Origin of the sequence: Streptomyces sp. Isolate_45 (genome assembly GCF_024721315.2) — a bacterium.
Taxonomy (GTDB): Bacteria; Actinomycetota; Actinomycetes; order Streptomycetales; family Streptomycetaceae; genus Streptomyces.
In genome coordinates, this window is the sequence record NZ_JANFAK020000023.1 from 44,759 (window position 1) to 56,934 (window position 12,176).

General features: G+C 71.0%; 13 protein-coding genes and 1 pseudogene. 4 read left to right on the forward strand and 10 right to left on the reverse strand.

The window, feature by feature from the left end:
• Window positions 1-361: 361 nt before the first annotated feature.
• Window positions 362-850 (reverse strand): GNAT family N-acetyltransferase, encoded by a 489-nt coding sequence (locus NOD94_RS10515; RefSeq protein ID WP_281205543.1) that lies wholly within the window; start codon window positions 848-850, stop codon window positions 362-364.
• A 44-nt stretch (window positions 851-894) separates the two neighbouring features.
• On the opposite strand from NOD94_RS10515, the pseudogene NOD94_RS10520 reads away from it, so the two are divergent.
• Window positions 895-1,064: pseudogene (locus NOD94_RS10520) on the forward strand (IS5/IS1182 family transposase); the annotation flags it as partial.
• 114 nt (window positions 1,065-1,178) lie between these two features.
• On the opposite strand, the gene NOD94_RS10525 reads toward NOD94_RS10520, so the two are convergent.
• On the reverse strand, window positions 1,179-1,916 hold the full coding sequence (locus NOD94_RS10525) for an alpha/beta hydrolase (RefSeq protein WP_281205544.1): 738 nt from the start codon (window positions 1,914-1,916) through the stop codon (window positions 1,179-1,181).
• Window positions 1,917-2,216: 300 nt separating this feature from the next.
• Window positions 2,217-2,924, reverse strand: a complete 708-nt coding sequence (locus NOD94_RS10530) for a DUF4386 domain-containing protein (protein ID WP_281205545.1) — start codon at window positions 2,922-2,924, stop codon at window positions 2,217-2,219.
• Between the two features lie 112 nt (window positions 2,925-3,036).
• Here NOD94_RS10530 and NOD94_RS10535 point away from each other — a divergent pair, with 112 nt between their 5' ends.
• Entirely contained in the window at window positions 3,037-3,729 is a 693-nt protein-coding gene (locus tag NOD94_RS10535) for a TetR/AcrR family transcriptional regulator C-terminal domain-containing protein (protein WP_281205546.1), read from the forward strand.
• A gap of 177 nt (window positions 3,730-3,906) precedes the next feature.
• The gene (locus NOD94_RS10540) at window positions 3,907-4,077 is read left to right on the forward strand and encodes a hypothetical protein (RefSeq protein ID WP_281205547.1); all 171 of its coding nucleotides are present in this window, start codon (window positions 3,907-3,909) and stop codon (window positions 4,075-4,077) included.
• Window positions 4,078-4,825: 748 nt separating this feature from the next.
• Here NOD94_RS10540 and NOD94_RS10545 read toward each other — a convergent pair.
• The 5 genes from NOD94_RS10545 to NOD94_RS10565 all read right to left on the reverse strand — a co-directional run bounded on the left by NOD94_RS10545 (window position 4,826) and on the right by NOD94_RS10565 (window position 9,008).
• Window positions 4,826-5,761, reverse strand: a complete 936-nt coding sequence (locus tag NOD94_RS10545) for an AraC family transcriptional regulator (RefSeq protein ID WP_281205548.1) — start codon at window positions 5,759-5,761, stop codon at window positions 4,826-4,828.
• A 129-nt stretch (window positions 5,762-5,890) separates the two neighbouring features.
• Window positions 5,891-6,817 carry an NADP-dependent oxidoreductase gene (locus tag NOD94_RS10550; protein ID WP_281205549.1) on the reverse strand — a complete coding sequence of 309 codons (927 nt, stop codon included), beginning with the start codon at window positions 6,815-6,817 and terminating at the stop codon, window positions 5,891-5,893.
• 280 nt (window positions 6,818-7,097) lie between these two features.
• On the reverse strand, window positions 7,098-7,277 hold the full coding sequence (locus NOD94_RS10555; RefSeq protein ID WP_281205550.1) for a hypothetical protein: 180 nt from the start codon (window positions 7,275-7,277) through the stop codon (window positions 7,098-7,100).
• A gap of 499 nt (window positions 7,278-7,776) precedes the next feature.
• The gene (locus tag NOD94_RS10560) at window positions 7,777-8,217 is read right to left on the reverse strand and encodes a VOC family protein (RefSeq protein ID WP_281205551.1); all 441 of its coding nucleotides are present in this window, start codon (window positions 8,215-8,217) and stop codon (window positions 7,777-7,779) included.
• Window positions 8,218-8,630: 413 nt separating this feature from the next.
• Window positions 8,631-9,008 carry an ATP-binding protein gene (locus NOD94_RS10565; RefSeq protein ID WP_281205552.1) on the reverse strand — a complete coding sequence of 126 codons (378 nt, stop codon included), beginning with the start codon at window positions 9,006-9,008 and terminating at the stop codon, window positions 8,631-8,633.
• Between the two features lie 722 nt (window positions 9,009-9,730).
• Here NOD94_RS10565 and NOD94_RS10570 point away from each other — a divergent pair.
• The gene (locus NOD94_RS10570) at window positions 9,731-10,456 is read left to right on the forward strand and encodes a hypothetical protein (RefSeq protein WP_281205553.1); all 726 of its coding nucleotides are present in this window, start codon (window positions 9,731-9,733) and stop codon (window positions 10,454-10,456) included.
• Here the strand turns inward: NOD94_RS10570 and NOD94_RS10575 are convergent.
• Together NOD94_RS10575 and NOD94_RS10580 are read right to left on the reverse strand one after the other, a co-directional pair.
• Window positions 10,436-10,615 carry a hypothetical protein gene (locus NOD94_RS10575; RefSeq protein WP_281205554.1) on the reverse strand — a complete coding sequence of 60 codons (180 nt, stop codon included), beginning with the start codon at window positions 10,613-10,615 and terminating at the stop codon, window positions 10,436-10,438. The genes NOD94_RS10570 and NOD94_RS10575 overlap by 21 nt on opposite strands.
• Before the next feature lie 523 nt (window positions 10,616-11,138).
• The gene (locus NOD94_RS10580; RefSeq protein WP_281205555.1) at window positions 11,139-12,152 is read right to left on the reverse strand and encodes a helix-turn-helix domain-containing protein; all 1,014 of its coding nucleotides are present in this window, start codon (window positions 12,150-12,152) and stop codon (window positions 11,139-11,141) included.
• Window positions 12,153-12,176: the final 24 nt, after the last annotated feature.

Here is a 12,176-nt window from a genome sequence, read left to right on the forward strand (position 1 = left end):
GCCGACCCCAGACCCCAGACCCCGGGATCGGCATGGTCCAGTACTTCTGGGAGCGAAAGTACGACCTGACCTGCTCCGATGGCTCTTCGGACTTCAACGGCGGGCTATCCCACGACCGTTCGGGCAGCACCGGGATACGCCACCTGGTGGCCCGCGGGTCGCCCCGGACGCTCTCGTCGCCGGGCAGATGCTCCTACACGGTCCAGAAGGGGGCGACGTAGTACGCGCGTGCCGCGTCACGCATGCGCAGGGCGAGCCGGATGCGATTGAGCCGCTCCGCGACCGGAAGCTTCTGGCCGGATCCGAGGAAGAAGCCTCCGCCATGGCTGACGAACTTGGAGTGCGGCGCCCGTGACCGAGCCTACGAGAGTTCCTTCCGCATCAACACGCACATCGTTTCGTAGCGGCGCACCGATCCATCAGGCGCTTGTTCGTCCCACGAGTCCGGCCGGCGGTCGTACGCGACATAGCCCAGTCGTTCGTATAGCGCATGCGCTCGGGGGTTGCCTTCCTCCACAGCCAGCTCGGCCTGCCGCAGACCGCGGCTCCTGATCCGCAGTTCTGCGGCTTCGACGAGGAACGTGCCGATCCCGCACGACTGCAATGCGGGGTGGACCGCCAGCTGCCACAAAGTGCCGACGCCCTCATTGACCTGGTAGTCGACGCCGCCCTTCGCCACCGGGATGCCCGTCGCAGAGCAGACCGCCAGGTAGTCGACCTCACCGGTCCGGGCGCGTTCCAACTGCTTGGCGACACCGGCCAAGTGGTGGTCGGACCCTGCCCACCCGCATGACGCCAGGTCCGCGTGCGCCAAATCACGGACTGACAGCTTCAGCACAACATCGATCATCTTCAGTACCTCCGGTCAGTCAGCATCCACGCCGATCAAACGGGGTGCAAAGCCGTTTCCGCAGCTCGCGCTCCCGGCTCATCCTCGACGTCGACGTGACCCTGGTGCCCACCCGCGGCCACACCTTTGCCGAGCAGTCGAAGAACCATCGGGGCTCACCGACCAACAGGTCGTCATCTACGCCGACACCCGACTCGTCGTGGTGATCGGCCGCCGGGCGACCGCGGCCCCGAACCCGATGACCGGATCCGGGGCCGCAGGACGGTTGGGCTCGGGGCCCGGCCGCCGGGTCAGCCGAGGTCGGGGCGCCTGCCGCTCAGGGGCCGTCTCACTTCAGATGCCGGGCGAAGAACCGGGCTCCGGTGTCGAGTTCGAATTGCGGGACGCCGGTGTGCCCGCCGAGATTGGCGTGCAGGGTCTTCTCCTTGGAGCCGAAGGCGTCGAACAGGTTCAGGGCCGCCTGCCGGTCGTTCCCCTCGTCGTCCCACTGCAGCAGGACGTGCAGCGGGATGGTGACCTGGCGGGCCTCCTCGAACATGGCGGCCGGTACGAGGCTCCCGGCGAAGAATCCCGCGGCCACGATGCGGGGTTCGACCGCCGCGAGGCGGACGCCGATGGAGATCACTCCTCCCTCGTACCCGACCGGGCCGTCGATCTCGGGCAGCGACAGGAGGGAGTCCAGGGCGGACCGCCATTCCGGGACCGCCCTTTCGACCAGCGGGAGGATGAGGGCGTCCACGATCTCGTCGCCGACCGGATCGCCGGCCTCCATCACCCGGCGCAGGTCGGCGCGGGCCTGCTCGGCGGCGGCCCAACGGGGCCGTTCCCCGCTGCCGGGGAGCTCGATGGTGGCTGCGGCGAAGCCGTACTCCGACGCGTAGTGCCGGGCCCGACCCGCCAGCCGGGGGTACATCCTGCCCAGTCCGAGCGGCGGGTGGCCGATCAGGATCAGCGGCACCGGTGCGGTCGCGGGTACGGGTGTCCACAGGATGCCGGGGATCTCGCCGAGGGTGAACTCGCGTTCGAGGACGGCGTCGTCGAGACGCTGTTCAGAGGTGAAGTGCATTGGTCGTGCCTTTCGGGAGTGCTCATGGAACGGCGCTCCCGGACGACCTGCCTATCGTCCGACCGTGACCCCGGAGGAGAGCACCCATGTCGATTCTGCGTTCACGGGTACCACCTCCTGGTTCTTCGCACGGCCTCCGCGAACGTAGCAGGGGGCGCGGTGGGCGGCCAAGCGGTTTCTCGGACGGGCACTCCATGGGCGGAGGCTTCCCCGATCACCGTGGCGGTGCCGGCCGCCCGCCGTCGCCGTCGTCGTGGTGGTCGTTTCCGGTGGTCCGGGGGGCGGGCGGGAGGCGGGCGGTTACGGTCCGGGGGTACCGACCGGATCAGCCACTTCCTCGGCCGCTCGGGACTCAGCGCCTGCGCCGGGGCCGAACCCCCTGACGATCAGCCACCCGGCCAGCCCGAGCTCCCAGGCGAACACCGGGAGCGCGGCGACCGCCCCCGCCACGGAGAGCTGCGTGTAGGCCCCGAACATCACGGCGACGGCCGAAGCGCAGATCAGCGGCCCGCCGATCAGCCCGAGCACGGCGATGGGGCGGGGGACGAGCCGTGCGCGGTACGCCATGTACGCAAGCAGGACGGTGTTCAGGCCGAGGGCGATGTTGGGCCCGAGCAGGAACGTCCAGTCGTGCACGGCCGCCAGCGCGACATCGGCGCCGTCCGCCGTTCCCGGATCCCGCCGCAGGGTGACGAGCGCCAGGACGGCGACTGTTCCGAGGGTGATGACGGCCGCTTCCAGCAGCCGCCCGAAGGCGTACCCGAGCGCGAGCCCCTCGCCGTGGCGGCGCAGGACGGGGAACAGCGCCGCCCCGGTGCCGGCCACGGCCACCACCAGCACCACCTCGCAGAGCACTCCGAGCAGCGCCCGCGTGTCCGCGCCCTGGGCGAGGCGGCCGACCGGCCCACCGAGCAGGGGGCGGTACAGGACCGCACCGGCTATCGCGGCGACCTCGGTGAGCAGGAACAGTGCCCCGGTGGCCACTGCGGTTCTTCGGTCCGGACTCATCTTCGGCACCTCTCGCTCGATCGTGGTGTACGTCGTACACCTGGCGGCGATCCTAGGTGTACTGCGTACACTCGTCAAGGAGAGGGCTGTCGAGAAGAGGGGCTGGACCGGAATGACCCGGCAGGAAACCACGCACGCGCAACGGATCCCCCTGAACAGGGACCGGGTCCTGCGCGCCGCCATCGCGCTCGCCGACGCCACCGGCATCGACGCGCTCAGCATGCGCAGGCTCGCGCAGGAGCTGGGCGTCGTCCCCATGGCCCTCTACAAGCACGTGGCCAACAAGGAGGAGCTGCTCGACGGCATGGCCGACGCCGTCGTCGGCGAGATCGACCCGCCGGCGGTGGGTCCCGACTGGCAACACGTGGTCCGCGGGCGGATCCTCTCCGCGCGGCGGGTCCTGTTGCGTCACCCGTGGGCGGCCCGGGTCATCGAGTCACGGACCGGCCCCACCCCGGCCGTACTGGCGTACCTGGACTCGATGGCCGGGACCTTCCGGGGCGGCGGGCTCTCCGCCGACCTCACGCACCACGTCATGCACGCCATGGGCAGCCGCCTGCTCGGCTTCAGTCAGGAACTGTTCGACACCGCGGGCTCCTCCGGCCCCCCGGACCCCGGCCTGGCGGCGCGCTACCCGCACATCGCGGAGCTGGCCGCGACGGCCGCACACGACGGGGACTCCACGGTCGGCGGTGGCTGCGACGACCAGTTCGAGTTCGAATTCGCCCTGGACCTCCTCCTGGACGGCTTCGAAAACCTCCGCCGCCAGGGCTGGACGTCCTCATCCAAGGGTGTGCGGACCTAACGGATCGCAACGGGGCGTGCCGACGGCCGAGTTCGCGCCGACCATGTCGAACCTCGACGAGCACCGGCGTCGCCGGAGGAGTCGCCCGTGCCGCCGGCGTCCACGAGGCCGGGAGCGCCGAGCCGCAGGTGGAGCCGTTGTCCTGGCGGATCGTGTGCTGCAGGATCCTCGTGCTCGATGCTGCGGGAGAAGGGACGGCGGATCTACCGACATTCCGATGGCGTTTCCCACTACGTCCGCATCACGGTCTCTTTCTCCACCAGCCACCTGCTGTTCAGCAGCGTGGAGCTGGTCCAGGGCATCGGCGCTCCACAGCCCGCCCTCGCGTCCGACCTCCCCCCGGAATAGATCCCCGCCCCGGAGGAGTCGGTCGGCCTACTCCGGCTCGGTGGGCACCGGGGCGGGGCGGAGATGGCCCGGGGTCACGAGGGAGGTGACGGTGCCGCTGGGGGAAAACGGTGTGGCCGACGGCATGCGGGTCGGGCATGGCGCCGTCGCCGGGCAGGGACGTGTCTTCGAGGTCCAGGGGGTGGGACGTGGTCCTTGAGGTAGTTCGCGCGTCGCTGTCCGCTCGCCTTCTCCACCAACGGGCGGCCGAGAAGGATGGTGTCCCGCGGTGCAGTTGAAGAGGCCGCTGCGCATCTCGGCAAGCAAGCGGACGGTGATCGCGTCCCCGACGGGTGCAGGTGACGTGCTTCGAGACGGGGTCGTCGAGTCCGGCCTCGCCCCGGTCGACCGGTTGGAGGACTCCGGTGATGGTGAGTGGCTCGGTGGCGATACCGATCCGCGTGGACAGGTCGCTCTTCATCGGTCGGTGAGTCGATCGCCGTGTCCCCGACGCCGAGCGACCTCTCGCGCGTGCCGCTGCCGGGGATCCACAGTCCGACGTTGAGACCCGGGATCCGGGATCCGGGATCCGGGATCCGGGATCCGGGATCCGGGATCCGGGATCCGGGATCCGGGATCCGGGCCGCGTGCGACTCGTTCCGTTTCCCCTGCCCCGGGTCCCCGACCTGCGCCTCCTCCCCCGAGGTGCGGCATGGCACCGTCGCGGCCCGAACGCCCGAGGTCGCCCGGGCCGTACGCCGTCCTGTCGTCAGGCAGCGCGCGACGTACGGCGGTAACCGCCGGGAGCCTGCCCGTACTCGCGCTTGAACGCCTTGGCGAAGGCGTACTCGGAGCCGTAGCCGGTGCGGGCCGCGACGGTCAGGAGCGGGGCCTCGGACTCGCGCAGCAGTTTGGCGGCGGTCGTCATGCGCCAGCGGGTCAGATAGGCCATGGGCGGTTCGCCGACGAAGGCCGTGAACCGGCGGGCGAAGGCCGCTCGGGACAGACCCACCCGGTTGGCGAGCGACTCGACGGTCCACGGAGCGGCCGGGGTCTCATGGACGGCCGTCAGGGCGGAGGCGATCGCGGAGTCGCCGAGGGCGGCGGCCCAGCCCTTGGTGGCCGTCGGGGCCTGGTCCTCGATCCAGGCTCGAAGGATGTAGAGGAGCAGCGAGTCGATGAGCGCGGGGACGATGCCCGCCGATCCGATCCGGGGGTTCTCCAGCTCCGTGCCGAGGAGTTGGACGGCTGCGCTCAGCTCGGGGTGCCGGCCGTGCCGGGTGGCCAGGTGGACGATCTCCGGGAGCTGGTGCACCAGGGGGTGGGGGCGGCCCTGGTCCAGGTGGTAGTTGCCGCAGAGGAGGCTGGTGCCGGGGCCGTCGCCGCCGATCGTGACCGTGCCGAGCGGTGAGCCCGGGCTGAACTGTTCCGGCCTTTCCACTTCGGCCGGTGTGGAGGGGTGATCGGCGAGAATGTGCCCGCGGCCGTCGCGCAGGAAGACGACGTCACCCGGAGCGAGGGCGATCGGTTCGAGGTGGGGTGCGTCGTCGAGCGGTATGAGCCAGCAGGTGCCGTAGAGCACCACGTGGAAGCCGGCGCCGGCGACCGGGGGTAGGCGCAGGCCCCAGGGCGCGCGGCCGTTGGTTCGTACGGATCGGGGCTGCCCCGTCCGCATCGAGCCCAGTGCCTCGGTCAGGATGTCCAACGCCGTCCCCGCCTTCCCCGGTGCCCCGGTCTTCCGTGTTCCCCCGGCCCCCCGGCTCCCCGGATTTCCGCGTCGTGCACATCGTGCGCGTCGTGCGCTTCAGCCTACGCTCCGTCAAACCCTGCGGTGTCAGGCGACAGTGAGGACCACCTTGCCCTGGACGCGGCCGGAACCGACCAGTTCGTGGGCCTGGGCGGCTTCGGCCAGGGGGAAGGTCCGCGCGATGTGGGGCCGGATGTGTCCGGAGTCCACGAGCGCGGCTATCGCCTCCAGCGACGCGTAGTCGGGTTCGACGGAGATGCCGGCGAAGTGACGGCCCGCGGCCGTCACCTGGGCCGCGAGCTCCTGGTTCCAGTGCTCCATGATGCTGACGAGCGTGCCGCCGGGACGCAGAACGGCCAGGGACCGAGGGCCTTCGGAGGACGAGTCGAAGACGACGTCGACGTCCTTGACCTCCTGCGTGAAGTCGGTGGTGCGGTAGTCGATGAGCTCGTCGGCGCCCAGGTCACGCAGGAACTCGTGCCTGGGGGCGCTCGCCATGGCGATGACGTGGGCTCCGCGGGCCTTGGCGATCTGGACGGCGAAGTGCCCGACGCCGCCGGCCGCGCGGTGGATCAGCACCCGCTGTCCTTCCTGGAGTCCGGCCGCGTCCACCAGGCCCTGCCAGGCGGTGAGCGCGGCGAGGGGGATCGCTGCGGCGTGCACGTGGTCGAGGGCGGCGGGCTTGCGGGCGACCTGGCGCGAGGGGGCGGCGACGTATTCGGCGTAACCGGTGGCGGCGCGCGGGAAGAACGGCATGCCGAAGACCTCGTCGCCCGGCTTGAACCGGGCACCGGGGCCGGCCTCCTCGACGACGCCCGAGATGTCCCAGCCGACGCCGAACGGCGGCTCACCGAGCAGCGGGTAGGCGCCGGACCTGACGACCACGTCCACCGGGTTCACGGAACTGGCGTGGACGCGGATCAGGACTTCTCCGCCGAGAGGGGTGGGACGGTCGGTCTCGATGACCTCCAGGACCTCGGGGCCTCCGAAGGACTTCTGGATGACGGCGCGCATGATGGTCTCCCTGGGGTGGGTCGCCCGGGGGATGTTCCCGGGCTCGGCTTGATGTGCTCAACACTAGGGAGATCGAATGAGCCGATGAATATCCACGAGTCTCCAGAAGATGTCCGAACGTCTTCCCTGGGTGGAGTCCGAGCTCCGAGCAGTCACCCGGGGGTGCCGCGCCGCGCCCTCGCGGGGGCGCCCGCCCTTGAGGGTGGCCACGGCACGCTCGCCGGTGCACCGGCCCCTCCCGGTGCCGGGCGCCGGGAAGGGCGGGCCCGCGTCCGTTCGTTCAGGAGGCCCGGATCGCCCGGTCGATCTCCGCGCCGGTACGGGCCACGACGACGGGCCACTCGGTCCTGAGGGAAGCGGGCAGAAGCTCGCGGTGCTCGTCCCGCTGGATCACGGTCGGCCCGCCCGGGACGACGAGGACGGCATCCAGTCGTCGCAGGAGGGCAGCCAGAAGGTCCATGATCCCGTCCCCTCCGGAGCGGTTGAAGGTGATGCCGGTCGGGTGGTTGCGGACGACGAGTGCGGCGACGAGGGGGCGCGCCCCGGCCCGGAGCTACGGCTGTCCCCCGCAGACCCCACAGGGTTCCTCTTGCGCCCTGGCCCGTCGGCCGCTCCGCCGGACCGTGGTCCCGTGTCCTGCGGTAGGGCTCGGTGATCCGGTGCTCGGCCGGTTCCAGCGCCATCACCTGGGTCAGCAGCCCCAGTCCGGCCTTGGGCCCGGCAGGGTCAGGGCCTCGCCAAAGAACTACGGATGGCCGAGCGGCTCAACACCGCCCTCAGCGTGGTTTGGGACCCCGGCCGGTTCCACGACACGTTCCAGGAGAAGGTCGCCACCCTCATCGAGGCCAAGGCGGCCGGGGCGGAGCGTGGAGGGGGCCGAACCCGCGGCCGAACCCACCCGCGACGACCTCGTCAAGGCGCTCTCCCGATCTTGAGCCGGACAGCGGGCCGGGCACCTCTCAGGCCAGTTGTTCGGCCAGTCCGACGATGATGCCCTCCGGGCCTCGGACGTAGCAGAGCAGGTAGCTGTCCTCGAACCGGGCGATCCCGCCGACGAGTTCGGCGCCGTGAGGTCGGAGGCGGGCAACGGTGTCCTCGATGTCGTCGACGGCGAACATGACGCGGTGGGTGCCCAGGATGTTGTGCGGCCGGTTGCGCGGCCCGGTGCTGGTCGCGGCGGGGCTGCGGTACCTCGCCAGTTCGAGCCGGCTGTGACCGTCCGGGGTCCGGACCATCGCGATGTCACAGCGGACGCCGTCGAGTCCGGTGCACTGGTCGGCGACGAGGCCCTCGACCTGCGCCCTGCCCTCCAGCTCCATACCGAGTTCCACGAAGAACGCGATGGCGGCGTCCAGGTCCTCGACGACGATGCCGACGTTGTCCATCCGCTGAATCGCCATGCTGCCTTCTCCTTCTTCCCGGTGCGGCCGATGACGGCCGCCGATGTCCCTGGGACGGAGCCGGTCGCGCGTTCTCGACGTTCCCGGGGCGCCGAACCCCGGAAAGTTCTGGATCGCACCTCAGCACCGCACCGGTACCCCGGCGAGCCGGGCGCCACCACCAGCGGTGGGTGCGGCCCGGGTCGCCGCTCGCATGAGGACAATCAGCGACAGCGCGCCGTGCACGCCTTCCATGCTTCCTCGACCATGCGCAGCGTGCGAGCTGAGCATTCGTGCCTGCCCGTCGGGCACAGGCCTGCCTGACGGGCCGTCCTCACGGGCCTCCCGACGTCACTCCGGGCCGGCGGCATTCGTACCGAGCTCGTACCGCAGGCCTCTCTCGCCCGCGAGAGCCGGGGCCACCGCGCGTGGTCTCATGTGGCGGCCGGGACCGGGAAGAACGCCATGATCGTCTTGCCTTCGTCGTGGCTCCGGATCTCCGTACGGTCGGCGATCCGGTTCACCAGGAGCCAGCCGAACCCTCCCGGCGCGTGGATCGGCGTACCCGGCGTGCGGGGGAACAACATCGATGCGTCCGAAACCGCCACCTCCACACGGCCTGCGAGAAGCTGAACGTGGAAGCCGGTCACTCCGCCGGCGTGGCGGATCGCGTTGGAAACCAGTTCCGAAACCACCAGCAACACGTCGTCCACCAGGCGCTCCCCCGCGGCGGCCGCCTCCAGAACGTCCCGGGCGATCAGCCGTGCGTCCTCGCATCTCAGACCGGACGTGTCACGCCCCGTACCCGACATCGCTCTCCCTCACCACTCGAATCCTCTCCTTTCCCTTCACGAAGCCCACCCGGATACCGGTTCCGTACACCCGAGCCGAGTCGTGGCTACCAGGGCCCGCTCCACTACGCGAGCGGCCGCCACGCTCCGGAACGGCTGTCCACGGGTGACCCGATCCCGGCGATCCGCGCCGCCCTGCCCACGGCCCCGGCCGCCGACTCGGCCGTCCGAGCGGTCATCGTCCTCACCTGGCGCCCCGCCCCCGACCTCGACGACCGTCTCCTCTGCCCCGGCCCCACCGGCAGGCCCGGCATCCCGGCATCCCGGCATCCCGGCATCCCGGCAGGGATCTCACGCAACGGGCGGGTGCGCGGGGCACACCTGAGCGGAGCAGCCTTGGAGGGCGGTTCACCCGTCCGCGGCCTGCCCACCGGCTTCCTCGCCGCGCACCCTCTCGATGAGGCGGCTGAGCAGGGCAGGCGCTGCCGCGATCTCGCGGTCGGTGAGGCCGGCCCGCTCCGCCCTCCGAAACGCACGATCATCGGTATGGACCGCACGGGCTTCACCGGGCGGGAGCGTCACGCCGATGCGTGGGCGTCGTCGTCGGTGGGGTGTGGCGGATCCTTTCCCCGGTACGACTGATCCCGCCGCACGGGTGAACCCGGCCCATCGTGCTCCGCCGACCGCTGATGCCGACCCCTATAACTGGGCCCGTCACGTTGATCGACGGATGGGTCCTCACCATGCTGAAGGCTGCTCTTCGGGTGCTCGCCGCCCTCTCCCTCCTCTCCGCCGCGGGTGTCCCGGCCTCGGCGGCCGCCGCTCCGGCCCCCGCCGTCCATGTGGTCCCGGCCGCCGCGGTGGACGACCTGACCACCCCGTGCGGCCCGACGGTCGACTACCGCGCCTGGGACTGGTGGCGTACGACGACGAACCCGTCGATCGCCCGCCCCGTCGCCTCCGCCGCGGCGCAGGAGCGGTGGCAGTGGCGCACGGACGTCAACACGCTGTGGCGCGGCGACACCCGGGAGACGGTCGAAGAGATCTTCCGGACGGGCTTCACCCCGCGGGGCGAGGAAGTGACGCCGCTCGCCGAGTACATCGTCAAGGGCGGAGGCCAGAACAGCGCTCACCTCAGCACCAGTTGCGAGAAGTGGGTCGCCCAGAAGTTCGCCACGTACGGCAGCGGTCGGACCGGCTGGGTCTACGAGATCTACGCGCCCGGCGGCATCGACGTCAACGCCACTGCCCGCCTCAACGACTACAGCTCGCCCTACCTGTGGAACAAGGAGATCGACTTTCCCGGCGGGGTCAAGGGCCGCTACATCAAGGGCGCCTGCAAGTTCCGGCTGACCTACACCGACCCGGAAACCAGGGTCAACACCTACGAAGAGCTCGGCTGCAAGGACAACTCCGGCTTCGCACCCTACGAAACGGACGCCGCCGCCCTAGCGGCGACCGGCCGCTGACGCGTCCAAGTCCCTCCGCGCACGCCCGACGCGGGCCAGGAGCAGCGGTTGGAAGAAGCCCGTCTCCTGCGGCATCCGCCACCCGATGTCGGCGAACCCGGCCTCGGCCGCGAGACCGGCCAGCCGGTCCCGGCCGAGTGCCCAGTAGCAGTCGAGCACGGCCGCGCGATCCAGGCCGATCAGGGCGTCCAGAGCAGCCCCTGCCGGCGGATGCTCGCGTCCCAGTCCGAGTAGATCAGGTGGTAGTCGTCGGCCAGTTCGTCATAGAACCGCGCCACGGGTGTCTCGGGCATGGCGTGAGGTTACCGTGCCGCGTTCCGCCGTCTCACCGTGAGGGGAGTCCCGTGGCGCCGCGGATGCCCGGTGGGGTGTCCTGGGTGAGGGTGAGGTCGCTCAACCAAGCGGCTGTGGTGGAGTGGTGGGCGCGGAAGGGGCGGCCGACGAGTTCGGGATCGCGGGCTTGGGGCCGGTGTAGCGGTCGCCGCCGTGAGCAATGCCGCGCGCCGCAACGTCTTCGGTTCCACTGAGGTCGCTCGCCTTCTCTGTCCGACAGAGGCGAGGTCACGCGCCGGGCGCCAGGTTATTGATCATGGAGAGGGGAGGCCCAGCGACAGTTGCGCCATCCGAGGGGGCGCGAAGTCGAACTCAGGGGCACGGGCCCGGGACACGATGCGGAGGGGGCTCACCGTGTCACCGTTTTGGTCTCCGTCCCGGCCTCGTCCGCTCGGAAGGTGCGCCGGTAGGCGGCGGGCGTCGTGCGCAGGGCCTCGTGGAAGCGCCGGCGCAGGTTGACGGCCGAGGAAAGGCCGACCCGGTGCGCGATCGCTTCGACGGGCAGGTCGGTCTCCTCCAGCAGCGCCCGGGTGGCGGCTATCCGGCGGTCCAGCAGCCAGCGTCCGGGGCTGATCCCCAACTGTTCGGTGAAGCGTCGGGTCAGCGTGCGCGTCGAGACCTGGGAGCGGACCGCCATCTCGGCGACGCTGACCGGCTGGTCCAGCCGCCCGGCCAGCCACTCCAGCAGCGGGGCCAGCGAGTCGGCGACCGGTCCGGAAGTGGGCAGTTCGGCGTACTGCAACTGGCAGCCCTCGCGGTGCGGCGGCATCACCATCTGCCGGGCGATCCGCATCGCGTACGCGGCGCCATGGTCGGAACGGACCAGGTGCAGGCAGAGGTCCACGCCCGCGGCCGATCCGGCGCTGGTCGCGACGTCACCGTGGTCCACGTACAGCACCGCGGGGTCGACCCGGACCCGTGGGAACCGGGCGGCCAGCTCCGGGGCCCGGGCCCAGTGGGTGGCGGCCCGCCGATCGTCCAGCAGTCCGGCGGCGGCGAGCACGAAGGCGCCCGAGCAGATGCCGACGATCCGCGCGCCGCGGCGGTGCGCCTTTCGGACCGCCGCGATCACCGCTGTCGACACCTCGGCGTCGACGGGCTGTTCCCAGCCGGGGATCAGTACGGTGTCCGCCTGCTCCAGCGCGTCCAGACCCGTCGTGACCAGCAGGTCGTATCCGGCCCGGGTCCGCACCGGGCCTGGGTGCTCGGTACAGACCTCGAACGCGTAACGGGAGGGAATCGCCGGGCTGTGGTCGCCGAACACCTCTGTCGCGCACGCCAGCGGGAAGGTCGACTGCGGGGACCGCAGCACGGCCACGACCCGGTGGAGCGCCGGGGAGTTCGGCAGCGTACGAGGCGTCATGGCGCGAAAGTACCCCATCGTGTC